At 44.2% G+C, this 22,940-nt stretch carries 23 protein-coding genes; 15 read left to right on the plus strand and 8 right to left on the minus strand.

The window, feature by feature from the left end; translation table 11 throughout:
• Nucleotides 1–27: 27 nt before the first annotated feature.
• On the plus strand, nucleotides 28–774 hold the full coding sequence (locus AACR75_RS08490) for a substrate-binding periplasmic protein (RefSeq protein ID WP_047687753.1): 747 nt from the start codon (nucleotides 28–30) through the stop codon (nucleotides 772–774).
• Between the two features lie 28 nt (nucleotides 775–802).
• On the opposite strand, the gene ppnP is transcribed toward AACR75_RS08490, so the two are convergent.
• On the minus strand, nucleotides 803–1,084 hold the full coding sequence (ppnP, locus tag AACR75_RS08495) for a pyrimidine/purine nucleoside phosphorylase (RefSeq protein WP_026027338.1): 282 nt from the start codon (nucleotides 1,082–1,084) through the stop codon (nucleotides 803–805).
• Nucleotides 1,085–1,453: 369 nt separating this feature from the next.
• Here ppnP and AACR75_RS08500 point away from each other — a divergent pair, with 369 nt between their 5' ends.
• Entirely contained in the window at nucleotides 1,454–1,897 is a 444-nt protein-coding gene (locus AACR75_RS08500) for a DUF2850 domain-containing protein (RefSeq protein WP_026028663.1), read from the plus strand.
• A gap of 100 nt (nucleotides 1,898–1,997) precedes the next feature.
• Here AACR75_RS08500 and aroG read toward each other — a convergent pair whose 3' ends face one another.
• The gene (aroG, locus tag AACR75_RS08505) at nucleotides 1,998–3,050 is read right to left on the minus strand and encodes a 3-deoxy-7-phosphoheptulonate synthase AroG (protein WP_013868087.1); all 1,053 of its coding nucleotides are present in this window, start codon (nucleotides 3,048–3,050) and stop codon (nucleotides 1,998–2,000) included.
• 299 nt (nucleotides 3,051–3,349) lie between these two features.
• On the opposite strand from aroG, the gene AACR75_RS08510 reads away from it, so the two are divergent.
• From AACR75_RS08510 to AACR75_RS08540, 7 genes are all read left to right on the plus strand, one after another.
• On the plus strand, nucleotides 3,350–4,069 hold the full coding sequence (locus tag AACR75_RS08510; protein ID WP_047687789.1) for an amino acid ABC transporter ATP-binding protein: 720 nt from the start codon (nucleotides 3,350–3,352) through the stop codon (nucleotides 4,067–4,069).
• Nucleotides 4,069–4,866 carry an amino acid ABC transporter permease gene (locus AACR75_RS08515; protein WP_029189977.1) on the plus strand — a complete coding sequence of 266 codons (798 nt, stop codon included), beginning with the start codon at nucleotides 4,069–4,071 and terminating at the stop codon, nucleotides 4,864–4,866. Before AACR75_RS08510 ends, AACR75_RS08515 begins: the two co-directional genes overlap by 1 nt.
• 97 nt (nucleotides 4,867–4,963) lie before the next feature.
• Nucleotides 4,964–5,746 (plus strand): transporter substrate-binding domain-containing protein, encoded by a 783-nt coding sequence (locus tag AACR75_RS08520; protein WP_170899086.1) that lies wholly within the window; start codon nucleotides 4,964–4,966, stop codon nucleotides 5,744–5,746.
• 35 nt (nucleotides 5,747–5,781) lie between these two features.
• Nucleotides 5,782–6,693, plus strand: a complete 912-nt coding sequence (locus AACR75_RS08525; protein ID WP_443089061.1) for an amino acid ABC transporter permease — start codon at nucleotides 5,782–5,784, stop codon at nucleotides 6,691–6,693.
• A 158-nt stretch (nucleotides 6,694–6,851) separates the two neighbouring features.
• A complete protein-coding gene (locus AACR75_RS08530; protein WP_047687757.1) occupies nucleotides 6,852–8,555 on the plus strand; it encodes a phospho-sugar mutase in 1,704 nt (567 codons plus the stop codon).
• A 210-nt stretch (nucleotides 8,556–8,765) separates the two neighbouring features.
• Nucleotides 8,766–9,497, plus strand: coding sequence for an AzlC family ABC transporter permease (locus tag AACR75_RS08535; RefSeq protein ID WP_026027571.1), 732 nt, complete (start codon nucleotides 8,766–8,768; stop codon nucleotides 9,495–9,497).
• Entirely contained in the window at nucleotides 9,494–9,814 is a 321-nt protein-coding gene (locus tag AACR75_RS08540; RefSeq protein WP_013868095.1) for an AzlD domain-containing protein, read from the plus strand. The genes AACR75_RS08535 and AACR75_RS08540 overlap by 4 nt, the downstream gene beginning before the upstream one ends.
• A 58-nt stretch (nucleotides 9,815–9,872) precedes the next feature.
• Here AACR75_RS08540 and AACR75_RS08545 read toward each other — a convergent pair whose 3' ends face one another.
• Nucleotides 9,873–10,487: a fumarylacetoacetate hydrolase family protein gene (locus tag AACR75_RS08545; RefSeq protein WP_013868096.1), complete on the minus strand. Its 615-nt coding sequence runs from the start codon at nucleotides 10,485–10,487 to the stop codon at nucleotides 9,873–9,875.
• Between the two features lie 284 nt (nucleotides 10,488–10,771).
• On the opposite strand from AACR75_RS08545, the gene AACR75_RS08550 reads away from it, so the two are divergent.
• From AACR75_RS08550 to AACR75_RS08560, 3 genes are all read left to right on the plus strand, one after another.
• Nucleotides 10,772–11,767 (plus strand): porin, encoded by a 996-nt coding sequence (locus tag AACR75_RS08550; protein ID WP_047687758.1) that lies wholly within the window; start codon nucleotides 10,772–10,774, stop codon nucleotides 11,765–11,767.
• A gap of 461 nt (nucleotides 11,768–12,228) precedes the next feature.
• A complete protein-coding gene (locus AACR75_RS08555) occupies nucleotides 12,229–13,113 on the plus strand; it encodes a DMT family transporter (protein WP_013868098.1) in 885 nt (294 codons plus the stop codon).
• A gap of 59 nt (nucleotides 13,114–13,172) precedes the next feature.
• Nucleotides 13,173–13,742 carry a glutaredoxin domain-containing protein gene (locus AACR75_RS08560; RefSeq protein ID WP_171817112.1) on the plus strand — a complete coding sequence of 190 codons (570 nt, stop codon included), beginning with the start codon at nucleotides 13,173–13,175 and terminating at the stop codon, nucleotides 13,740–13,742.
• A 195-nt stretch (nucleotides 13,743–13,937) separates the two neighbouring features.
• On the opposite strand, the gene AACR75_RS08565 is transcribed toward AACR75_RS08560, so the two are convergent.
• The 3 genes from AACR75_RS08565 to AACR75_RS08575 form a co-directional block, all read right to left on the minus strand.
• Complete coding sequence (locus AACR75_RS08565; protein ID WP_013868100.1) at nucleotides 13,938–14,072, minus strand: hypothetical protein; 135 nt, start codon at nucleotides 14,070–14,072, stop codon at nucleotides 13,938–13,940.
• Nucleotides 14,073–14,175: 103 nt separating this feature from the next.
• Nucleotides 14,176–14,526 carry a hypothetical protein gene (locus AACR75_RS08570; protein WP_047687759.1) on the minus strand — a complete coding sequence of 117 codons (351 nt, stop codon included), beginning with the start codon at nucleotides 14,524–14,526 and terminating at the stop codon, nucleotides 14,176–14,178.
• A gap of 124 nt (nucleotides 14,527–14,650) precedes the next feature.
• Complete coding sequence (locus tag AACR75_RS08575; RefSeq protein ID WP_013868102.1) at nucleotides 14,651–15,847, minus strand: multidrug effflux MFS transporter; 1,197 nt, start codon at nucleotides 15,845–15,847, stop codon at nucleotides 14,651–14,653.
• Nucleotides 15,848–15,981: 134 nt separating this feature from the next.
• On the opposite strand from AACR75_RS08575, the gene AACR75_RS08580 reads away from it, so the two are divergent.
• Both AACR75_RS08580 and AACR75_RS08585 read left to right on the plus strand, forming a co-directional pair.
• The gene (locus AACR75_RS08580; RefSeq protein ID WP_197056778.1) at nucleotides 15,982–16,866 is read left to right on the plus strand and encodes a LysR family transcriptional regulator; all 885 of its coding nucleotides are present in this window, start codon (nucleotides 15,982–15,984) and stop codon (nucleotides 16,864–16,866) included.
• A 215-nt stretch (nucleotides 16,867–17,081) separates the two neighbouring features.
• Nucleotides 17,082–18,914 (plus strand): putative bifunctional diguanylate cyclase/phosphodiesterase, encoded by a 1,833-nt coding sequence (locus tag AACR75_RS08585; protein ID WP_013868105.1) that lies wholly within the window; start codon nucleotides 17,082–17,084, stop codon nucleotides 18,912–18,914.
• Between the two features lie 52 nt (nucleotides 18,915–18,966).
• Here AACR75_RS08585 and AACR75_RS08590 read toward each other — a convergent pair whose 3' ends face one another.
• Together AACR75_RS08590 and AACR75_RS08595 are read right to left on the minus strand one after the other, a co-directional pair.
• The gene (locus tag AACR75_RS08590; RefSeq protein ID WP_017050287.1) at nucleotides 18,967–20,274 is read right to left on the minus strand and encodes a peptidoglycan DD-metalloendopeptidase family protein; all 1,308 of its coding nucleotides are present in this window, start codon (nucleotides 20,272–20,274) and stop codon (nucleotides 18,967–18,969) included.
• 186 nt (nucleotides 20,275–20,460) lie between these two features.
• Complete coding sequence (locus tag AACR75_RS08595; protein ID WP_026028657.1) at nucleotides 20,461–20,760, minus strand: isoamylase early set domain-containing protein; 300 nt, start codon at nucleotides 20,758–20,760, stop codon at nucleotides 20,461–20,463.
• Nucleotides 20,761–20,971: 211 nt separating this feature from the next.
• On the opposite strand from AACR75_RS08595, the gene AACR75_RS08600 reads away from it, so the two are divergent.
• Nucleotides 20,972–22,633 (plus strand): SulP family inorganic anion transporter, encoded by a 1,662-nt coding sequence (locus AACR75_RS08600; RefSeq protein ID WP_047687761.1) that lies wholly within the window; start codon nucleotides 20,972–20,974, stop codon nucleotides 22,631–22,633.
• Nucleotides 22,634–22,940 lie beyond the last annotated feature (307 nt).

A 22,940-nucleotide genomic window follows, 5' to 3' on the forward strand; every position in this document is an offset into this window, starting at 1 on the left:
TAGTAAATTTGACGAGAGGCACGAAATATGTGGGTATTGACTAGAAATATTCTCATTTCATTGGCAGCAGTGCTGATCAGCTCAACGCTTTTTGCTAACACCCTTAAAGCTGATTTTAGGCATCGACCACCAGAAATGGTGATCAGTCCAGATGGTCAAAAAATCAGCGGTCCATTAAAGGAAATCATTGAAGAAGCAGCAAAAAATATAGGCTTCGATATCGAGTGGCGAAACATTCCATTTCCTCGCAGCCTTGCTACTTTAGAAAATGGTACTGTTGACATTGTTCCACGTGTCATACGAACAACAGACAGAGAAGCATTTGTTCGCTTTATCGGTCCTATAAGTGAGCAAACACGGAATATTGTTTTTGTCACTCGCAGTGATGGGCCAGCAATCAACAATTATCAAGATTTACGAGAGCTGAATGTCGGTGTGAAAAGAGGTACCGCTTATTTCGAAGCGTTTGATCAAGACAAAGAGATAAATAGAACGGTTGTTAATGATGACTTCAACCTAGCAAGAATGCTAGAGGCAAAGAGAATAGATACCGTTATCGTATTGGATTTACCTGCGCTAGAAGTGGAATTAAAAACAATCAATTTTAGTAACTACCAAGTAGCAACCTACTACTATCCAAACACTATCGGCAACTATTACGGTATGCCTAAAAACCATCCACAAGCGGATGCATTACAAAACGCTCTGTCTGAAATGGTAAAAAGTGGAAGGATCGAAGCTATCTATGCAAAATTTGGCTTAACAGCTCAATAAGAAATAGGGCTTTTAAGCCCTATTTCAACTACAAATATTCGCACAAATAAGCTGTTGCTTCGGCAACTTTCAAATCAAAGGACGAATTCTCAGCGACTTCAAAAGATTCATTCGCTTTAAATGTAGACCAATGTTCATCCCCTAAACGCTTTATCGTTAACGAACCTTTGATGACTGTCATACGCTCAGGAGCGGCCGTGCCAAAGGTGTATTCGCCAGGAGCCATTACTCCCACCGAACTGTCACCACTTTGGTGAGCAAAACCTAAAGATTTAACAGCCCCATCGAAGTATGTGTTTTCTTTGATCATTTCTCTTCCTTGTAAAATAAACCACCAAAATATGGTGAATAACACGTTTGTAAGCCGTTTTATCTGAAATCGTAAAAATACACAAGTGGCAATTGGGATTAAACAAATAGTGAAACGCGACCTATACTGATCGGTAAGTCAACAAAATTCATGATGCAATGTTCATCTTGTCATCCATTAGTACTGGTTTTGGAAAAAAGATCATATTTTCCAGTGTGACATTTGCTAAACCACACGACATATTCCACTCTCTAACCTTGTTTTAATTGGTTAGCCTTATCGGTACTAGTCGCTGATTGCTTACGTTATGGAGTGGGAATGGCAGTTAAGGGTTTCACGCATGCAAATAAAGACTCTTCAGGTCACCCCATGAAAAAAAAATGGGTATTAAAAAGTCTTTTTTGGATAGTGCTGTTCACTATCGCTGCTGGTTTTGCCACTTTACTTTTAGTGAGCTATCAAGAGTATACAAGCCCCAAAAATGTCTATGGTTCATGGATCGAAATCGGTACACCCAGTTATAGCACTGAGGTTCTAACTCTCAATTCAAATGGCGTGTTTCGAAATAATCGCTTAGTCAGCACTCAGTTTGAATATGATGGGGATAAAATTGTGATTAACACTGGTAGTGGCGTGACCATTTACCAACTTGCTGGGACAACAAACTCCCCTCAACTGAAGCGCATTGAACCTGTCATGCCTTTACAACGCTTTATCAAACAAGGCTATGAAAGCACTGTAGAAAACGATGAAAACGGCGACCCAAGTAAAAATCGTCGTTCAGCATTATCTGAGCACTTTTCACAACCATAGTGCTTAAAGTGACGCGATCAGAGTTTAGTCTAAGCCTAAATAGAAAAGCCCCCAAATCGGGAGCTCTGTTGATACTTTATATTATAGAGTGACGCCATATTTAGCGTGCGCGACGCGCCTCTACGGCACCAGCCAACTGACGCAATACCACTTCAGTGTCATCCCAGCCAATACATGCATCCGTAATCGATTGACCATAAGTGGCCGCACAACCATCCACGAGATCCTGACGTCCTTCAACGAGATGAGACTCAATCATCACACCAAAAATAGCATGTTCACCCGATGCAATCTGCTCGCTCACATCTTGTGATACCACAAGTTGACGCTGGTACTGTTTAGAGCTGTTTGCGTGGCTAAAGTCAATCATCACTTTTTGTGGTAAACCGGAGATTTCTAGTTCCTGCTTGATAGCCGCGACATGTTGAGCGTTGTAGTTTGGCTCTTTACCACCTCGTAGAATGATATGGCAATCAGGGTTGCCTGCCGTTTGAATGATGGCCGAATGACCATACTTAGTGACCGACAAGAAATGGTGCGATGCACTGGCAGAGCGAATCGCATCAGAAGCGATTTTGATATTGCCATCTGTCCCATTTTTGAACCCAACCGGACAAGATAGACCCGATGCGAGCTCACGGTGAACTTGAGATTCTGTTGTACGAGCACCAATAGCACCCCAACTGATAAGGTCAGCCACATACTGCGGTGTGATCATATCCAAAAATTCGCTCGCTGTCGGCATCCCCATATCGGTCAAATCAAGCAGTAACTTACGCGCCATGCGTAAACCATCGTTAATTTTATAGGTATCATTTAAATAAGGGTCGTTAATGAGCCCTTTCCATCCGACGGTTGTACGAGGTTTTTCAAAATAGACACGCATGACAATTTCAAGGCGATCACCTAGTTCATCACGTAACACTTTAAGACGTTTTCCATATTCAACAGCCGCTTGAGGATCATGAATTGAACATGGGCCAATGATCACCAATAAGCGATCATCTTTATCTTGTAGAATATTATGAATGGCTTCTCGAGCCTGAAATGTGGTTGAAGAAGCAACTTCTGTTGCTGGAAACTTCTCTAGAACCGCAACAGGGGGTAATAACTCTTTAACTCGTTTAATTTTTACATCATCAGTCTGAAACATTGCTTACTTCTTCCTTATTCTTTTCTACTGCCTACCGAACAATGGACAGGTTGGATCTATACGCAGCCTTGCTTTCGGCTCTCCCCTGTAACTTATCTACTAAAAACCACAACTTCAATCATTATTTTCAACAAAAGGCAATATTGGCTACTTTTTTACAAAATTATCATTGCGTAAAAAAATAGTTACACCCTTGAGCTGGAACCCACAAATTAACGCTAATATGAGCTTCGTAGGTGCATTATCTCGTTGATATTGCTAAGGTAGGTGATAACAAAATAGCAACAAGATATTCAACCATGAATGCGATAGAGTTTGAAAAAGTAAACAAGTGGTACAATAATTTTCACGCTTTGAAAGACATTACTCTTCAGGTTCGTCGAGGGGAAATCTTAGTCGTTTGTGGCCCTTCAGGCTCAGGAAAATCAACATTAATCCGAACGGTCAATGGGTTAGAAGCTATCACCGCGGGCAAGATCACCCTGAACTCTAACCATTCCGACATCACACAGCCTGCCGGAAAAATCGGTATGGTTTTCCAGCATTTCAACCTTTTCCCTCACTTGACGGTGATTGAAAACCTTATTTTAGCTCCAATTCGTACACTGAAATTGAGTAAGCAAGCCGCAAGACAAAGAGCGAGCCATTTTTTACAGCGAGTGAATATTCTTGACCAAGCTGACAAATATCCGGTGCAATTATCTGGCGGTCAGCAACAGCGTGTTGCCATTGCACGCTCACTCTGTATGCAACCAGAAATTTTATTGTTTGATGAACCCACTTCAGCTCTCGATCCTGAAACCATCCAGGAGGTGCTGGATGTCATGGTAGATCTTGCTCAAGATGGCATCACCATGATGTGCGTCACTCATGAAATGGGTTTTGCCCGAAAAGTAGCGGATCGCGTCATTTTTATGGATGAAGGAAGAATTCTCGAGATCGCTACGCCGGAAGAGATATTTCGTCAGCCAAAACACCCAAGAACTCAACAGTTTCTCAACCAAATATTGAGCCATTGATGATAAAAGTACTGATAAAACCGATCTTCTCCGCTCTAGTACAGATAGTTCTATTGCTTGCGGGGATGGTATGGCTACTTGATTCTGGCGCACATGCTATGGGTTACCAGTGGCAATGGTATCGTGTGCCTGATTTCATCGCTTTTTACGACGAGGGTGAATGGTGGCCCGCGGAACTGCTCGAAGGGTTAGCCGTTACGGTGCAAATCTCAACGGTCAGCCTATTTTTTACGCTGGTCATTGGCTTAACAACCGCTTTGTTGAAGCTTTCCAATTCAGTGGTAGGGCGTTGGTTGGCCAATATTTATATTGAGCTTATCCGCAACACGCCGCTACTGGTGCAGATATACCTGCTCTATTTTGTGTTTGGCCCAGTGCTGGGCTTAGATCGCTTCTCTACTGCCATTTTAGCTTTGGCACTGTTTCAAGGCGCTTATACTGCCGAAGTGTTTCGTGGTGGTTTAAACAGCATTCCGAAGGGACAGTTTGAAGCGGCACGAACATTAGGGCTTTCTCGTTTTTATACCTATGTTGATGTGATCTTACCGCAACTTATCCAACGTACATTACCTCCACTGACCAATGAAGTCGTGTCATTAATTAAAAACTCGTCTATCGTCAGTGTGATGGCTATTTTTGACTTAACCACTCAAGGTAGAAATATTGTCTCAGAAACGGCGATGCCATTTGAAATATGGTTTACCGTCGCTGCAATTTATTTACTGTTAACTCTTTCTTTATCAGGGTTTTCAGCATGGTTAGAACACAAACTCGGGGCGCAATGGCGCGCTCAATAATCATCCTTAAAAGGAGAACATCATGCAGCAATCTGCACCAAAAGCGTGGCAACGCGCTGGGTTGAAGGCTATCGCCGCTCTATCGCTCGGGTTAACCATGTTACTAGGGATAACCATTTCCATACCCGCCTTTGCCAGTGAAACGCCTAGCCTTGATAAAATCACTGAACGAGGCACATTGCGTGTGGGTATGTCTACGTTTGTGCCTTGGGCAATGCGCAACAAGCAAGGCGACCTAATTGGCTTTGAAATTGATGTTGCCAAACGTCTTGCTGAAGATTCAGGTTGGAAAGTGGAATTTGTACCTACCGCGTGGGATGGCATTATTCCAGCACTCTTAGCACAGAAATTTGATGTCATTATCGGCGGCATGTCTATCACGCCAGAGCGCTCGAAAAGCGTGCTCTTTACCACCCCCTACTCACATTCAGGCGTGCAGCTTGCTGCCAATCAATCCTTAGCTAATGGCTTTTCCACCATTGAAGACTTCAACTCTCGTCGAGTGACTATCGCAGCGCGACGCGGAGCATTTACCGTTCAAGTCGCTCGTGAAACCTTCCCCAAAGCCAAAATTCTGCAATTTGATGACGATGCACAAGCCTTTCAAGAAGTATTAAACGGCCAAGCACACGCCGTGATTGCGTCAAGCCCTAAACCTGAACATGAAACAGTGAAACACAGTGACAAACTGTTCATTCCTTTCAATGAACGGTTGTCCAAAGGGAACGAAGCGTTTGCCGTTCGCTTAGGTGAGGAGGACAAAAAAGCCTTTTTTGATCAATGGATTATTGAACGAACCAATGACGGCTGGTTAAGTGAACGCTACGAATATTGGTTCTCAACGCTAGATTGGCAAAACCAAATCGTCTCAGGGCAATAGCCTGAGGGGCGGATGTGAATAGAACAAAAACCGTACTGTATGAAAAACGGAGCCTTAAACCATGGCTACGATTATCGCTCAATAAGCTCGATTATGCGTTACTCGTAGCACTGTTAGGCTTTGTTATTTGGTTAACGCACCGAGCCGAGCTTGGGGTGAATTATAATTGGCGTTGGCAAGAAGCTTTTGCTCTGATTTTCACCCCAACGAGCCATGGTGCTATCCCTTATTTCTTTCAGGGGTTAGTTGCTACTTTGCGCTTAAGTGTCTGGGCGATGGTGCTGGCCCTTGTGTTAGGCACACTGCTTGGCGTAGCACGCCACTCTCAGTTTTCGTGGTTCAGAATTCCGGCTAACGCTTTTGTGCAATTAGTTAGGAACATTCCGCCGCTGGTTTTCGTGTTCATTTTTTATTTTTTTGTCTCCAATCAACTGATCCCGTTGTTGGGCCTAGAAAACCTACTACGGGAACACCATGAGCCAACCAATGTCATTCAGCATTGGCTGTTTGGTCCTTCTCATCTATGGGAAAATTTGTTCTCTGGAATTGTGTGTATTGGGATGCTTTCATCGGCCTACATCGCTGAAGTTGTTCGTTCAGGTTTGGCCGGAATCGCTCAAGGTCAATGGGAAGCAGCGCACTCTTTAGGGCTGTCTCGATGGGTAAAATACCGATACGTCATTGCCCCTCAAGTATTGGCGGCGATCACGCCAGCTTTAGCTGGGCAAGCGATTTCTTTGGTCAAAGATTCTTCGATTGTATCGCTAATTTCAATTCAAGAAATGACGTTTGTTGGCACAGAAATCGCTAACTCTTCTGGGCTTATTTTTGAAATATGGTTGTTAGTGGGCGGTGCATACTTGGGTTTATGTTTAAGCCTCTCTTTACTGTTTAGGCGGCTCGAGCTACGCAGTTTACGCCATCTCTCGCTTCATCACTCTAACTAGATAACACGGAGTTTGTCAGCGTCAGTTGCGCAACCAATCAAAGAGAAGCAACACGTGATGAGAAACAAAATAAGAACGATGTTTAGCGATTGCGCCCCCATTATTGAGAATGAATATCAGTTAGAATCAATTCAACATGAATGTAAGAAGGTGAAACCATGATGCAACACGTTTCCGAATGGTTAGAAAAAGATCCCGATCCTAAAACTCGCCAAGAACTACAAGCACTAGTCGATCAGCATCAGTTAGATGAGATAAAAGATCGCTTTCAATCACGCCTTGAGTTCGGCACCGCAGGTTTACGCGGCATGGTGGGATGCGGCCCTAATCGTATGAACCGTCTGGTAATTCAAGAAACGGCAACGGGTTTAGGGCACTACCTCATTCAACAAGTCAGCAATGCCAAAACACGTGGGGTGGTGATTGGCTATGATGGCCGGCCAGATTCTCAGCAATTTGCACATGATACCGCCTCCGTACTCGCCGCGCTGGGGATCAAAGTGTATCTCACGCATAAAGTGGCACCGACCCCAGTAGTCGCTTTTGGGGTAAAACACTTTAATGCCGCCGCCGCAGTCGTAGTCACCGCCAGTCACAACCCACCCGAATACAATGGCTTTAAGGTGTACTGGGAAAATGGTGCACAGATTATCCCGCCCCACGATTCTGGTATTGCAGCAGAAATCGACTTAGCGGCAACGCGAGCTATTTCTCTGATGCCGTTAGACAACGCGCACCAACAAGGCCTTTTGCAATGGCTAACAGAAGAGTATTACCAAACTTACCGTCGTACCCTCAACCAAAGCCCATTGTTGAGCCACCACACTGATCCGCAATGCCTTACCATTGCGTATACCGCGATGCATGGTGTCGGCGCTGAGATGGCTGAAACTTTGCTGCATGACGCTGGGTTTACCCATGTCATCAGTGTGAAAGAACAACGCGAACCAGATGGCCGTTTCCCGACCGTCAACTTCCCGAACCCTGAAGAGCCGGGGGCGATGGATATGGTTATCGCGTTAGCCCATGCCCAAAATGCCCAGTTGGCCTGCGCCAACGACCCAGATGCCGACCGATTTGCCATTGCCGTACAACGCGCGGATGGTCAATACCAAATGCTGACTGGCGATCAAGTTGGCACACTATTTGGGGACTATTTGCTCTCCAAAACCGATGCCTCAAAACAGTTGGTTGGCAACACCATCGTCTCATCCAGTTTACTCGGTAATATTGCGCAGGCAAAAGGTGCAAAATACTACCAAACCTTGACTGGCTTTAAATGGTTGACCAACGTGGCGATGCAACAACAAAGCGATGAACAGCAGTTCTTATTCGCCTATGAAGAAGCATTGGGTTACACCATAGGGCAAACCGTTTGGGATAAAGATGGCCTTTCGGCCATGGTGGCATTTGCACAACTAGCGGCCGAATTATACAGCCAAGGTAAGACTATTTGGGATCAACTCGAAACCATTTACCGTCAGCACGGTTTTTACATTAATGCACAACGTAGCATTAAGTTAGACCCTAACTCACCGCCGATCGGTGACAAGCTTCGCGCCACACCACCAACGGAAATCGCCGGTAGAAAAGTGCTCATGACCGACGATCTCAAATCACTCACACGTTATATTGCCGATGGAACAACGCAAGCGATTCAACTTCCTGCTAGCGATGTATTGACCTATCACTTGGAAGGCGGAGCGAGAGTGATTGTGCGCCCGTCGGGCACTGAGCCTAAATTGAAATGCTATTACGAGGTCGTCGGAGCCTTCGAAGCAGAAGAAGATTTTGCCAGCGCCGAGAAAAAAGCCGACGAGCAAATGGCGATGCTCATCGCAGAACACCAACACAGCTTGTAGCGCTCATTGCCGGACAAGCACAGCGAAATAACAGGCCGTCTTCAGTTCATTGTTGGCGGCATTTTTATTTCATCTGTTTAGGTGAACAATGCCTGCGACTACAACGCTCTTTTCCCTTCAGTGGATGACAGTTGTATGCGCAATTTTGTACAATCGCTTGACCCAACCTTGTGGCTTGATAGATTCATCACTTCCAGCAAAGGAATTACTATGGATAGCACACTATTGAACCACGTACATTTGGAACCTCGAGGTCGCCTCTTTGGGCAAGGCGCACTGGCCATGCTACCGCTGAGTATTGCCGTTTTACCATGGGGCTTATTGGCAGGATCATTTGCGATTGAAAGTGGCCTGACCGTATTAGAGAGCCAAGCACTCTCTGCGGTTTTATTTGCAGGCTCAGCGCAACTCGTCGCCACGGGGATGTTTAAAACAGGTGCAGGGCTGTTGACTCTGCTGATCACCACATTTTTCATCACTTCTCGCCATTTTCTCTACAGCGTTTCCATGCGCAGCAAAATCAGCCCACTCCCGACACGTTGGCGTTTAATTCTGGGTTTTCTGCTCACTGATGAGCTGTTTGCGGTCTGCGGACAACAAAATGAAAAACAGTTTAACCGTTGGTACGCGCTTGGTGCGGGTTTAAGCTTCTATTTAGTTTGGAATTTGGCCACACTGGTCGGCATTATTGCAGGCAGCTACATCCCCGCTTTAAACGAGTTGGGGTTGGAATTTGCAGTCGCGGCTACTTTTATCGCCATTGTCATTCCGAACATTAAAAACATACCGATACTCGTTGCTGTCATCAGTGCCCTAGTGTTATCGGTAAGCCTGACTCTTTGGCAAGTTGAAGGTAGCTTAATGCTAGCAAGCATTGGCGCAATGTGTGCAGGTTATGTTTCTGAAGTTTTACTCTGTTCGAGCAGGAGGAACCAACGATGATTCTGCTTTCTATCCTCGCCATGACCGCTTTGGTCTTTATGAGCCGTTATCTGTTCTTAGAGCCTAAATTACCGCTGCGTCTCAACCCAGTTATCCAGCGCTTACTCACTTATTCTAGCCCTGCTGTATTAACTGCTATTTGGGCTCCGATTGTGTTCCTGCCAGAGCAAACACTTTGGCTTGATCGCCATAATCCCTACTTGTGGGCCGCAGCATTAGCGGGGCTGATTGCATGGAAAACCAAGAATGTCCTGCTGACCACGATCATCAGCATGGCGACTTTCTTTTTGCTAAATTTAACGCTCTTAGCCCATTAAAGACAGAGGCTGCGGTGAATACTGATAATAACCGCAGCCCGAATAGCGCAAATCAGTTTTATTGCGCTAGCCATTCAATCTCGATTAAGGTCTGCTCTCCACATTTAAGACGCCCTAAAAAGAGATCGCCACAATGCACTTCTCCAACTCCTTGTGGCGTTCCGGTCATCACAACGTCACCATCACGCAGCGATGTGTAAGATTTCAGCTCTTCTAAAATGATGGCGGGTGAATAGATCATTTGGTTTACACCGCCGCACTGAACCCGAACACAGTTGATGAATAGCTCTAACTGCAACTTATTGATATCGATACCATGCAGTGGCACAAATCGGCTAAGTACAGCCGAACCATCAAATGCTTTCGCCCGCTCCCAAGGTAAACCTTTTGCTTTAAGCTGAGATTGCAGTACCCGCTTAGTCAGATCTAACCCCAAACCAACCGCGCTATATTGACCTTTTTTGATCAAAAAACAAATTTCAGCTTCATAGTGAAGCGTCTCTTGGTGAAACGAGGATAGAGTGGTTGTGATGCTCGTATTGGGTTTATTAAATACCACCATTTGTTCTGGTATTGTGTTATTAAGCTCTTGAATATGTTCAATATAGTTCCGACCAACACACAACACTTTAGACGGGGTTATCTTCTGTTTATCCAAACGAACCGAATACATATACTCTTCCTTGAGATGACTAAGATCGTCGAGTTTACCTCATCTACAGCACGAGTGAATGGATTTGCATCTTCATTAGATAAAAGTAAGATCTTCGACTCAAAATTCATGGCACCTTGACTATTTTGAACATCACTACATAACATTCTCTTTAATAAATCATCAATAAAAACAACATGTAAACATCATGAATCAGTAATTAAACATTCATTTAAAACATCTACTTTACTCACATCAAACCGTTCGAGCACTGAAGCTCATTGATTATGGATAAGGTAAATAAAATGAAAAAAGCAACAATCGCAACCGCAATTCTTACAGCATTGGTATCAGGTTCTTCTTTTGCTGCGACCGTTTACAAAGCGGATGGAAATGAGCTTAAAGTTGGTGGACGTGCAGAATTTCGTGGCGATTTCGGTGGTGATGACAAAGGCAAAGAAATTGAAGGCACGATGAAAAACAAAAGCCGTGCGCGTTTGAACATTACAGGCTCAACAGAAATCTCTGACTCTTTGAAAGGTTTTGCAACCTATGAAGCAGAGCAAACGGTTAATTCCTCCGCCAGCAACGATAAGAATTCTGATTTCAACCAACGTTACCTATTTGCAGGTTTACAAGCTGATTTTGGTGCTATTTCTGTCGGCCGCCAAGATACGGCTGGCGTGCAAATTTCTCAAATGTCAGACATCGGTATTTATACTGGCGCTCAAAAAGAGTTCATCAACGCAGGTAATGAGCAAATCAACAACACCTTCCTCTACGCAGCTACATTTGATGCCCTCAATGTGAAAGCAAGCTTTATTGCAGGCGAAGAAAAAGACACCGATGGCTTTGGTCTTTCTGCAATTTATAACTTACCTATCGGCCTTGGTTTAGGCTTGGGCTACGCAAGCAACGATAATGGCACAGGCCAAGGTGCGGCGAATCAAATTATTGCCGGTGTAAATTACACGTTGGACGATTTGTACTTAGGCCTGACCTATACACAAGGGGATTTGGACGATAAAGCGAAGAGCGAATTCAACGGGATTGAATTTGCTGCGCAATACAAAATCACAAGTAACTTCCGCTTGATTGGGGTGTATCAAAAAACGGAAAATGAAACTGCAAACGTCACAACGACGAAAAGTGATTTTGCTGAGTTGACAGGGCGTTATGATTTCAATAAATCAATCTACACTTACGTTGCCTACAAAATGAACAACCTCGATAAAAAAGACCTCGGCACTGCGTATGATGCAAAAGACTCTATTCGCCTAGGCCTACGTTACAACTTCTAATTTCAATCATACGAACGCATATACTCCCTAAGGATATCATCCTTTTGGCCAAGCACTCGCTTGGCCTTTTTTATTTGACGGCATTGCACCACGATAAAACACATTGCACTAGGCTAGACCATCCCTCATAGAGCCAAAAATATAATTTCACTATTTTTCAATAAGTTAAATGTGGCACACAACCTGCTATAGAATAAGTACAAATGCATGGCAGCGTTTGTGCTTCTTTTCAGTGCTAAGGCAGAGCACTGGCCGTTCATGTTCTTTCGCCCTCTTTTTAGGGGGCTTTTTTTATCCCATCACCACAGCCCATACGCAAAATGTTTGGCGTTTCAGACAAGTGGGAATCAGCAGGGATAACACTTGCTCAAATTTATTGAACCACTCCATTCATTTCAGAGATTGGTTTAACGCTGATAAGTCAGTATGATTCAACGACTTTTTCTATAACCCTCTTCTCTATGACCAAAATACTTCACCACCCAATCCAAGGGGCAAGTTGGATGCTAATCGCAGGCCTCGCCTTTGCGATAGTCAATAGCCTTGCTCAAGTCGCCAGTATCAATTATGGCCTGTCATCTACCACGGTGGCGCTGGTTCAATATGCCATCGCGTTAGTCGTTATTTTGCCGTATTTATCAACGTTAGGGATCCGCTACTCGCTGCGCACCGAGCATTTAAGCATGCATATTTTCCGTGTGTTTTTATCTGTGATTGGCATACAACTCTGGTTATGGGCACTCGCCTATCCCGTACCCATTTGGCAAGGTATTGCACTGCTGATGACCTCTCCTCTGTTTGCCACGATTGGCTCAGGCCTTTTTTTAAAAGAGAAAGTGGGTACAGCGCGCTGGGGAGCAACATTAACTGGCTTTGTCGGGGCGATGATCATCCTTGAACCTTGGGCTGACGATTTCAACTGGGCATCGTTGCTGCCTGTTGGCGCGGCATTTTTTTGGGCTTGTTACTCTTTGATGGTGAAAAAACTGTCTGCCCATGACTCACCGTCTACTATGGTGGTCTACCTTTTGGTACTGATCACACCGTTCAATCTACTGCTCGCTTTACCAGATTGGCAAACACCTCAAGGGAGCACTCTATGGCTCATATTGCTTTTTGCGGGTGCGATGACAGCATTGGCTCAATGGGCGATCGTTAAAGCCTATGCGGTGGCAGATGCGTCTTTTGTGCAACCTTTTGATCACGCGAAGCTGCCACTGAATGTTTTGGCGGGTTGGTTAGTGTTTGGCTGGGCACCACCCGGGCGATTATGGCTTGGCGCTGCCATCATTATCGCTTCAGTGGCCTTTATTACTCACTGGGAAACAAAAAAATCTTCGCGTTGAAATAAAAAGTCACTCAACTCTTTCCTATTCTCTAAGCAATGCTTCTTGAGGAAAACACGATGGCAAAACCGATAAAAATCACACTATACCGATGGGCTGGAAGTTGGGGCCCATTTAAAGTCACCATCCCTTGCGGCGAGTGTACGCTCACCAAGGACATTTTGACTGACACCTTCAACAGTGAACTGGAGGGCATTCCCATCGAGTTAGAAGTCAAAGACTGGCTATCGTACTGGTGGGAACCCTTGAAACTTGGCGCATGGCACGCCCCAATATTGGTCGTTGAAGGTAAAGTGATCAGCCAAGGAGAAGCGTTAAATCGAGGTGTTTTGGTTCAATCGGTGATCAAAGAGTGGGCACAACGTGACGAGTTAACTGGCAATATTGTGTATGGAAAAGCCACTTGCCCATACTGCGTCAAAGCAAAGAAATTGCTGGATGAAGCGGGAATTCAATACACCTATCATGATGTCGTCAAAGAAAGTGCGGCGCTGTACCGGATGATCCCAGAAGTTAAAGCCATCATCGGTCAAAAAACGCCCGTCACCGTGCCACAAATTTGGCTAGAAAGCCGCTATATCGGCGGGTGTGATAAATTGGAAGATTGGCTAACCAAAAAAAGTCAGTAGTGCCCCAGAGCATCTGGTTACTTTAGAAGAAAAAGTACTGACGCCTCAGAAACCGCCGACTCTTTAGTCAGTAATGGTATACGGGCTCTTTGTGGACGAATGGTGGACGAATTTGCACCGTCATTTTTACCCCAGTAAATAAAGCAAAGCCCCAGCTTGTTACCAAGCTAGGGCTTTTTGATTCTTAGGCATTCACTATTTGCTGAATTTCTTCACTAGCGTTTTAATGAAAGACTTTTTCTTTGCTTGTGGTTTGCCATGCATTGCATCATACATCGCTTTTTTTGCGATCAATTGACCAACGTAAGCACCACCTAATTCATAACCCATGAATCACCTCAACATGTAATTTATTTACCTGACGAGGTTTATATTAGTCTAAAAAAGAACAAAAACAAGACTTGAGTCACAAAATAAAGTAATTAATTTTCAGTTAACCGCGTTTAGGCTGCTTATAGGTTTTACCAGCAGCCAAGTAAGTTTTTTTCTGCTTAACTTCAAACATAGTTTCAAAAAACCAAGCAACAAACTTAATAACGTCATCGCCTTCATTCATAATGTGTTCGACAAACTCTTCTTCTTCACCTTGCTCATTTTCTTGCAACACGACGTGGTAAATGCGTTGCTCCCCATCCACTTCGGCTAAAGCAAACTGACCCACTAGCGATAAGGCTGCTTCAGCAATATCTTGATCTTCACATACTTTCAGCATATCTAACGCTTGAGGAAGTGTTTTTTGCTCGCACAAGCTCTTGACTAATGCTTGAAATTCATCTTGTTGCATTGATTTTTCCGTCGAATTAATGTCGCCGAGATTATACCTCAAATTATTTCTCTTGTGCCGACATGTACGATGTAAATGCACCACTAGACTTAAACCGCTTCAAACCGGAAGGGTATAAACAGCATTAAGCGAATTTGGTTTGACGTAAGCGATAGGAAGAACACAACACCAAAAACATAGCGCAACTGGTTGCTAAATAGAACCAGCCTAGCGACATCTGACTCGTGATCCATCTTTCCACCAAGTATCCTCCTAAGAATCCAGCTAAGCACATTTGAATGGAGCCAGATAGAGCCGCAACGGAGCCCGCTTGAGTTTTGTGTGGCCCGAGCAGCATGCTGGTGGATAATGGAAATGAGATACCTTGCGCAATCGTTAACCAAGTAAATCCCCACACTAAATTGAACACGCTCATCGGTGTTATCAGTAACCAAACACCGGCAAAAGCCATAATGACAATTGCCAAAGCAAGTAAACGTTGGGATGAAAAACGATCATTGAGTAAGTTAACGGCAACACTGCCTATCATCAAACCCGCGGAAGGGACGATCATTACGGTTCCATAATCGGCAGCCGTTAACCCCAACTTGTTTTGTAAAAGAAAAGGCAGCACAGACAGAGTCACTAAGCTAGATAAATAGCTGATCCAGTTGTAACTGGCGCTGGTCAGCACTTGGGAATTTTTCAAGAGTAGCAAGTAGTTATGCAATACGGCCTTCGGTTGAAACCGATGTTTCGCGTATGGCAACGTTTCTGGCAATATCCACCAACCTAAAATAAAAATGGTACAGATATACACTAATACGAACACAAACACGGACTGCCAACTTAAATGAAAGGCAAGCCACCCACCGAGCACAGGGGCAATAATTGGCATAATTGAGGCGGTGATGGCGATGTAAGAAAGCGCCTTTGTTAATTGCAGACCATCATAACTGTCACGCAGCACACTGCGGCCAAGAACAGAAGCACTTCCCGCGCCAAGCCCTTGCAGTAGGCGACCAGCAGCCAACGCATGAAAATTATCCGAAAAACAGACACACAATACTGTACCGGCCAAGTAGATCCCCTGCCCGAGTAAAAATGTCGGGCGTCTACCAACCGCATCAGACAATGGCCCGTAAAAAAGCTGTGACATTCCAAACGCCACTAAAAAAAGCGTGACGAGCCATTGAATACTGGCTTGGTCAACCATTAAGTCTCGGCTGATCAACGGCAGTGCAGGTAAATAGATGCTCACCCCAACTTGGCCCGTGGCAATGATCATCATCGCCAATAACATCGGCGTCTTTTTAAATGGTGTGCTAGCGAGAGTTTTCATGGGTTGCTAAGTGAGCTCTTATCGTCGGTAGATGTGGTGTCAAAATACGTTTTCAGTATATATTGGCAACTCAGATTTGATAATAATGCACTCAGGAAATGAATTAGTTCCAATGAGGAATGAGTAGGGTAACGATGGATTGGATACAAAATGTAAAAACATACATGCGAGTGGTTGAAGAAGGCAGCTTTAACGGCGCGGCACGTAAGCTCAATACCACCAGCTCAGCCATCAGTAAACGAGTACATTGGCTGGAAGAGAAAATTGGCGTGCAGTTACTTAAGCGCACCACACGAACGGTGACACAAACCGAAGCGGGTGCTCTCTTTTATGAGCGAGCAAAAGCACAACTTGAAAGTTGGCAATCGGTGGTTGATGAAACACGATCTGTCAGCCAAACTCCCGCTGGCCTGCTAAAAATTGGGGCGACACTCTCTGTGGGCTCAAAATTTTTGGTGCAGTATTTAGATGAATTTCTACACCGCTACCCTGACATTCGAATCCAACTGACCACAACAACTCCGGGGCAATTGCCCGAACTTCACCTTGATTTATTCATCAGCCGAGAAATTGACCAACTCAACTCCCTCAGTTTTAAAGCCTCACCCCTATTTGAACATAAGGCCGGCTTTTATGCTTCTCCTAACTATATTGAAAAATATGGTATGCCCAAATCTGCCGAACAGCTTCAACAGCACAATGTCTTGATTTGGGGAGAACACACAACGCGCGAATTAAAAACCTCAACAGGCAAACGCCTAGCGTTATCGGGTAATTTCGCGACAACAAATCCAGAAGCACTTTTCTATGCAGGCAAAAATGGCATGGGAGTGATTGTCACCAACGACGTGATGGTCAAAGAAGAGCTACGTTTGGGCAATCTGGTACGTTTGCTACCCGATATCACCGTTGATCAAGCAACGGTTTACGCTTATTACCCTAAACTTGATTATCAACACACTCGAACTCATTTATTTCTCAACTACTTAAAAGAAAAATTAACGAATGAAGCTAGGTAACTAAATTGGGGTTACGTCTATTTCCATCACAAAATTGTCCACCAGAGCAAATTTACCCTAGACAAAAAAGTACTCATAAAACTCTGCAACTAAGCCGCTGAATAACCAATATTTTATTTTTTTACGTCTCAAGTACCCATCATTGCGAGTGGCAAAACTGCGCAATGTCGACCATAGTCACTAAGTGCATATTCTAAAAAAACAGAGTACGACATATGACTAAAACATCATTGGCTAGGGATGCAGTTAGTCTAAACACCATTAACGAGCTCATGCTGCTCGATGGCTCTGAGTTACATGATCGGGCCACATTGGTGCTGCATACACATTTTCAAACCTGCTGTACATGCATCGTCGAGTTAGACAAATGGCATTACAGAGCTCACACCTTATCTCATGCTGGTGAGACGCCAGACAACAACGACACGGGTTATCCGCTCAGGGGAACACCGTGTGAGCAAGTGTGGAAATCAAAACAGGAATACTGTCTGTTTCCATCACAAGTGACCAAAATTTTTCCTGATGACAAGTTTCTAATTGAAAATAAGATTGATGCCTATATCGGTATTCCCCTACGTGCCAAGAATGGCGAAATACTCGGAATGCTCGTGTCTACCTTCTATTCTCCCATCGAAGATGAGGAATTCGTGATTGGCTACCACCGAATCATTGCGAACATAGTCGTTCACAGCCTGCGTAATAAGTGGTTGAGCGAACGCTCTGACAGCTTGGTTAATCAACTTAGCTATGAAGTTTCTCACGACAACCTGACTGATTTAATGAACCGCAGTTATCTAGCTGACAAATTAGAACGCTTAGTTGAAACAACCAATGAACCGTTCACTCTTGCTTATTTAGACATCGATAATTTTAAATCGATCAATGACTTATATGGGCACTATATTGGCGACCAAATCATTAAGTTTGTGGCTAATGCCATCATTAAAAGCGTTCCGGAAGAGAATTTGGCATTTCGAATCGCAGGGGATGAATATGCGTTTATCACCTTCTCTAATGATCCGTTGCAAATCTGCCGCTGTATATTGGATAAGCTAAATACAGGTTATGTCGATGCATCACATCGCATTAAAATTAGCTTAAGCATTGGCATTTCAAGGAAAACTCAAGAGACAATCACGGCCGATCAACTGATACTCAATGCCTGTTTAGCACTCAAAGAGTGTAAGCAAACTCGCGGCAGTAATATCCGTTGCTATGATACCCATCTGAGTGACCAATACCATCGTCAAACCCAAATCACAGAAGCTCTACGCCGTGAACTCAATAAGTTAACCAGTAAAAATAGTGAGCTATTTGTGGTGGCGCAACCGATCGTCAGTCGTCACCAAGAACAGTGGAACTATTTTGAGATTCTCACTCGCTGGAATAGCGAAACTCTGGGTGCGATTTCACCGATTGAGTTTATCGATACTGCTGAGCAGTCAGGTTTAATTGTGGAATTAGGAGAACGCATTGTTGAGCTGGCATGCCTAGCAAAAGTTGAGCTAGAGGAGGGCTTAGGCTACAAGGTAAAATTAGGACTTAACTGTTCGGCACATGAACTGATCAACTCCAAGCGCTATCTCGAACACTTAATGCAAACCATTACTCAATACGGCTTTGAGCCTAATGAATTTACAATTGAGCTCACCGAAACAGTACTACTTTCACAAACCAGTGAAGTTAGATACATCTTAGATAAGCTCAGACTACTTGGTTTTACCATCGCGCTTGATGACTTTGGCACTGGCTATTCGAGCTTGAATTACATCCATAGCTACCCCATCGATTGCATTAAAATTGATGCCACTTTTATCAAAAACATGGTGTGTAACGAAACAGCGGAGCGCGTAGTTTGGTTGATTATTCAATTAGCAAATCAACTTCGAGTTGATCTCGTCGCAGAAGGGGTGGAGAACCAAGAAGCTCTGGAGAAACTCTATGCTATGGGCTGTGAACAGATCCAAGGTTACTATTTTTCAAAGCCAGAAACACCGCACTCTATCGTGACTCACTGGAACAACATGAGCCATGTACGGCGCGCATAAAAAACCCTCACTCTGAAAGTGAGGGATTACTAATATCCATTATGCTATCACATTAAGACTCTTGGTCAGCCGAAGACTCACTGGTGGCATACCGCAGTTCTTGCTGCTGAAGCATAGAATCGAGTTCATTACGCCTTGCAACAAACCCCGCCATCTCTTTTTTAGGCACTGAGTTTGCCATTGGTATGTTGGCGGTCATGGCATTCACTGCGCGATCTCGAACCATCAGCTCATAATGCAGATGAGGCCCAGTGACTCGGCCCGATTGCCCAGATAAACCGATCCGCTCACCTCGCGATACTTTCTGACCTTTACGCACTAAAATTTTACTCAAATGCAAATAGCGTGTTTTGTAAGTACTGCCATGTTGTATTACCACGTAATTACCCGCATAAGGGTGCTTACGCGTCATGATCACCGTACCATCGCCAGTCGAGAATACCGGAGTACCGACTGGTACACCAAAATCAGTACCATTGTGCGGAGCCACTCTTTTTGTGACTGGGTGCAGGCGATGCGCATCAAAGTTAGAGGTAATGCGTTTATTTGTCGTCGGATAGCGTTGAAATGCGCGCTGTAAACTATCGCCATTTTTGTCATAGTACTGCCCATCACGGTGTAAATAAGCAGAAACGTCTTTGCCTCGGCTGTAGATTTTAATCGCTTGGATTTCACGATTGCCCGTCAATTTCTCACCGACAAATTGACGAGATTGAACCACTTCAAATCGATCGCCAACCCTAAGATCACGAGAGAAATTGAGTTTATCTTTAAGTAAAGAGACGATCTGTTCTATCTCAGCGCTGCCTAACCCTATCGAATTGACCGACTGAGAAAAGCTGCCTTGGATCTCGCCAACCATGGCGAACTCTTTCCATACACCCGGTATTTTAACATCTTGAAACTCATAGGTACCATCATCTAAACGTGAATATACCGCGCGCTCGACTAGGCTAAATTCTAGCTCCATTTTGGAAAGCGCATTTCCATTTTGCGCTTTCCAAAACCTGAGGATGTTGCCAGGTTTTAACGTATCCAGTGCGAGGTAGTTTAAATCGGTTTCCATAATCTTCATCAAGTCTTGGTAACCAAAGCCAAGTTGATTAAAGATAGTACTTAAATTGTCACCAGATTTAATCTCATATTCAAAATCCGGAAGATTTTTTACCTCAATAGCATCAGATAAAATCGACTGAACAATTTGAGTTTCGGTAATAGAGAGCTCAATTTGGCGCTGTAAGGAGCTATCCTGAATAGACGAGGAAAATGCGATGGCCGCGACAATCGGTAGGCCAATAATCGACGCTTTTTTTGGAAGTGAAAGCTCAGAAAAGCGCAGAATGAGAGAACGAGGAAGCACTATCTATCCTGTGGATTAAGTCAAAAGAGCCTCAAGATTAAGACTTTCTGTTTCAAAAGTCACCTATATCGTGTGATTCTATGGTCAAAAAAGGCACCGGAGTGCCTTATAACAAATCAACAATTACACGTAAAAATGAGTACTGTCCTAATCATATTTCACGCTTTCACAAGATTTATCAACAACCTATTGATAAGTCGTCACTAGGCTATTTTCCTCGCCAAAACCATTGGCAATGTACTGGTCAGCGCTAGGATCGTTAACCCATTGTTGGTCATCCAACAAGTAACGAAATTGAAATTCAGCATCTTTAGGTAAACGGGTTTTAAATTTAAAACTATTACTTTTCGCCACCTTTTTCATCGGTTCTGGTTGCCAGTCAAGAAAGTCCGCTACTATCGCAACATTGCCAGCCGTATCTGGGACGTCCACTTCAAAGGTCACTTCGACTTCTTCTTTTGTTTTAAAAAAACGTTTATTGATCATCACAAACTCCATCTCTGTATAAAAAACATCCTACCTAATGAATCATAAGAAAATAGACTCACATCCACAACTCTAAATAGTAAAAATTCCGCCGCCGAACCACTATATTTATAACCTCAGTTGAATATTCACCCCTCTTTACAGCATTTTAAATGAGCGTAGAATCCACCGCGCTTTCTATTTTCCCCTATTTTCAATAAGGTTATCAATTATGTTTGCCGTATATGAATCCTATAAAGCCGGTCTGCTACGACCAAAACAGTGGCTAAATAATATCAGTGCAGGTTTGATTGTAGGGGTTGTCGCTCTGCCACTGGCGATGGCATTTGCTATTGCTTCTGGCGTGAAACCGGAGCAAGGGATATACACCGCCATTATTGCAGGCATTATCGTTTCACTGTTTGGCGGCTCGCGAGTGCAGATAGCTGGCCCAACGGGTGCTTTCATCGTGATACTTGCTGGAATTGTTAGCCAGTATGGGGTCAGCGGGTTGCAGATAGCCACTATGATGGCCGGTGTGATTCTATTGGTTCTGGGGGTCGCAAAACTCGGTAGCATCATCCGCTATATTCCTGACCCCGTAATCGTCGGCTTCACCAGCGGTATCGGTGTCATCATCTGGGTTGGGCAATGGCAAGAATTCTTCGGCCTCCCCAAGATCGAAGGTGAGCATTTTCATCAAAAATTAGTGTCTATTTTCCATGCCTTTCCGCAGATGGATTGGGCCACCACAAGCCTTGCATTATTTTCACTCACGCTGGTTATCTTCGGCCCTAAGATCCCGAAACTCTCGAACGTACCAGGGCCGCTGCTTGCTCTCGTCACCGTTACCGTGTTGCAATATTTTGTTGGCTTTGAAGGGATCCGCACGATTGGATCGGCTTTTGGAGGCATACCTCAAGGACTGCCAGAGTTTTCGCTTCCAGAAGTTAGCTTCTCTCAAATTATTCTATTGATTGGCCCTGCTTTTGCGATTGCCATGCTAGGTGCGATTGAATCATTGCTTTCGGCGGTGGTCGCCGATGGTATGGCGGGCACCAAACACAACTCAAACCAAGAATTAGTCGGCCAAGGTATCGCTAATATCGTTGCTCCTCTCTTCGGTGGTATTGCAGCAACAGGCGCCATTGCACGTACTGCAACCAATATACGCAACGGGGGGACAAGCCCACTTTCGGGCGTGGTGCACTCGCTCACTCTGGTCATTATCCTTATTGCACTTGCACCATTAGCCGTCAATATTCCACTGGCAGTACTCAGTGCGATTTTGTTCGTCGTAGCATGGAACATGAGTGAAGTTCCCCACTTTATTAAATTGGTTAAACGTGCACCCAAAGCAGATGTGGTTATTTTGTTGCTAACCTTTGGATTAACCGTGTTTGCTGACTTAGTTGTCGCCGTCAACATCGGGGTGATCATCGCTACCCTTCACTTTGTAAAACGTATGGCATCTAGTGTTGAGGTAAAAGCCAGTACACACCATGAGCTCAGTGCTGAGCTGCTTCGTCATGGGCAAACTCAGTTACCAAGAGAGCTCGCCGTTTATGCCTTAGAAGGCCCATTTTTCTTTGCTGCGGCTGAAACCTTTGAGCGTGTGATGAGCAGCATTCAAGAGCAGCCAGAAATTTTAATTATTCGCCTTAAATGGGTTCCATTTATGGACATTACTGGCCTGCAATCCATTGAGGAAATGATCGAAAACTTCCATAAAAAGAATGTGCAAGTGTTGATCTCTGGTGCAAATACTCGTGTTGCAATGAAACTGAAAAAAGCGGGGATTGTTGATTTGGTCGGTGAAGATAATTTCTTTAGTCAATTCGATGATGCGCTTAGCGTTAGCCTACAACGTTTGAATATCAGTACAGCTCAATAAAGCTCATTGGACCTATACATTTATGGCCTTTAGCCTTCGGTTAAAGGCCTTTGACTGACCCGTCCCTCTTACCTTAACCGCCCAATTTTCCTCAGCCCTCCTTAACTCTTTTTAAAACGCACGCCTCAACCACCAACAGATTATTAACCAATGCAACAATAACAAAACAAATGACCATGTTATCTGAGAATAACAGCTCTTTTGTTTGAATACTTAACCTTGATTAATGAATAGTATTGCAAGCCATCGTAAAAATAGATATTCTTGCCTGCAATGACTAAATAGAGCTATTTAGTGCATTTTTATG

The organism is Vibrio sp. ZOR0018 (genome assembly GCF_963865925.1).
GTDB classification, from domain to species: domain Bacteria; phylum Pseudomonadota; class Gammaproteobacteria; order Enterobacterales; family Vibrionaceae; genus Vibrio; species Vibrio anguillarum.

Bases quoted from the DNA above. Each gene is read 5' to 3' on its own strand.
- AACR75_RS08520 (WP_170899086.1), top strand. From the start codon at position 4,964: ATGTTACTAGGGATAACCATTTCCATACCCGCCTTTGCCAGTGAAACG.
- AACR75_RS08575 (WP_013868102.1), bottom strand. From the start codon at position 15,847: ATGAAAACTCTCGCTAGCACACCATTTAAAAAGACGCCGATGTTATTG.
- AACR75_RS08510 (WP_047687789.1), top strand. From the start codon at position 3,350: ATGAATGCGATAGAGTTTGAAAAAGTAAACAAGTGGTACAATAATTTT.
- AACR75_RS08535 (WP_026027571.1), top strand. From the start codon at position 8,766: ATGGATAGCACACTATTGAACCACGTACATTTGGAACCTCGAGGTCGC.
- AACR75_RS08570 (WP_047687759.1), bottom strand. From the start codon at position 14,526: ATGCAACAAGATGAATTTCAAGCATTAGTCAAGAGCTTGTGCGAGCAA.
- ppnP (WP_026027338.1), bottom strand. From the start codon at position 1,084: ATGATCAAAGAAAACACATACTTCGATGGGGCTGTTAAATCTTTAGGT.
- AACR75_RS08530 (WP_047687757.1), top strand. From the start codon at position 6,852: ATGATGCAACACGTTTCCGAATGGTTAGAAAAAGATCCCGATCCTAAA.
- AACR75_RS08490 (WP_047687753.1), top strand. From the start codon at position 28: ATGTGGGTATTGACTAGAAATATTCTCATTTCATTGGCAGCAGTGCTG.
- AACR75_RS08580 (WP_197056778.1), top strand. From the start codon at position 15,982: ATGGATTGGATACAAAATGTAAAAACATACATGCGAGTGGTTGAAGAA.
- AACR75_RS08555 (WP_013868098.1), top strand. From the start codon at position 12,229: ATGACCAAAATACTTCACCACCCAATCCAAGGGGCAAGTTGGATGCTA.
- AACR75_RS08585 (WP_013868105.1), top strand. From the start codon at position 17,082: ATGACTAAAACATCATTGGCTAGGGATGCAGTTAGTCTAAACACCATT.
- AACR75_RS08515 (WP_029189977.1), top strand. From the start codon at position 4,069: ATGATAAAAGTACTGATAAAACCGATCTTCTCCGCTCTAGTACAGATA.
- AACR75_RS08550 (WP_047687758.1), top strand. From the start codon at position 10,772: ATGAAAAAAGCAACAATCGCAACCGCAATTCTTACAGCATTGGTATCA.
- AACR75_RS08600 (WP_047687761.1), top strand. From the start codon at position 20,972: ATGTTTGCCGTATATGAATCCTATAAAGCCGGTCTGCTACGACCAAAA.
- aroG (WP_013868087.1), bottom strand. From the start codon at position 3,050: ATGTTTCAGACTGATGATGTAAAAATTAAACGAGTTAAAGAGTTATTA.
- AACR75_RS08540 (WP_013868095.1), top strand. From the start codon at position 9,494: ATGATTCTGCTTTCTATCCTCGCCATGACCGCTTTGGTCTTTATGAGC.
- AACR75_RS08565 (WP_013868100.1), bottom strand. From the start codon at position 14,072: ATGGGTTATGAATTAGGTGGTGCTTACGTTGGTCAATTGATCGCAAAA.
- AACR75_RS08560 (WP_171817112.1), top strand. From the start codon at position 13,173: ATGGCAAAACCGATAAAAATCACACTATACCGATGGGCTGGAAGTTGG.
- AACR75_RS08595 (WP_026028657.1), bottom strand. From the start codon at position 20,760: ATGATCAATAAACGTTTTTTTAAAACAAAAGAAGAAGTCGAAGTGACC.
- AACR75_RS08545 (WP_013868096.1), bottom strand. From the start codon at position 10,487: ATGTATTCGGTTCGTTTGGATAAACAGAAGATAACCCCGTCTAAAGTG.
- AACR75_RS08500 (WP_026028663.1), top strand. From the start codon at position 1,454: ATGAAAAAAAAATGGGTATTAAAAAGTCTTTTTTGGATAGTGCTGTTC.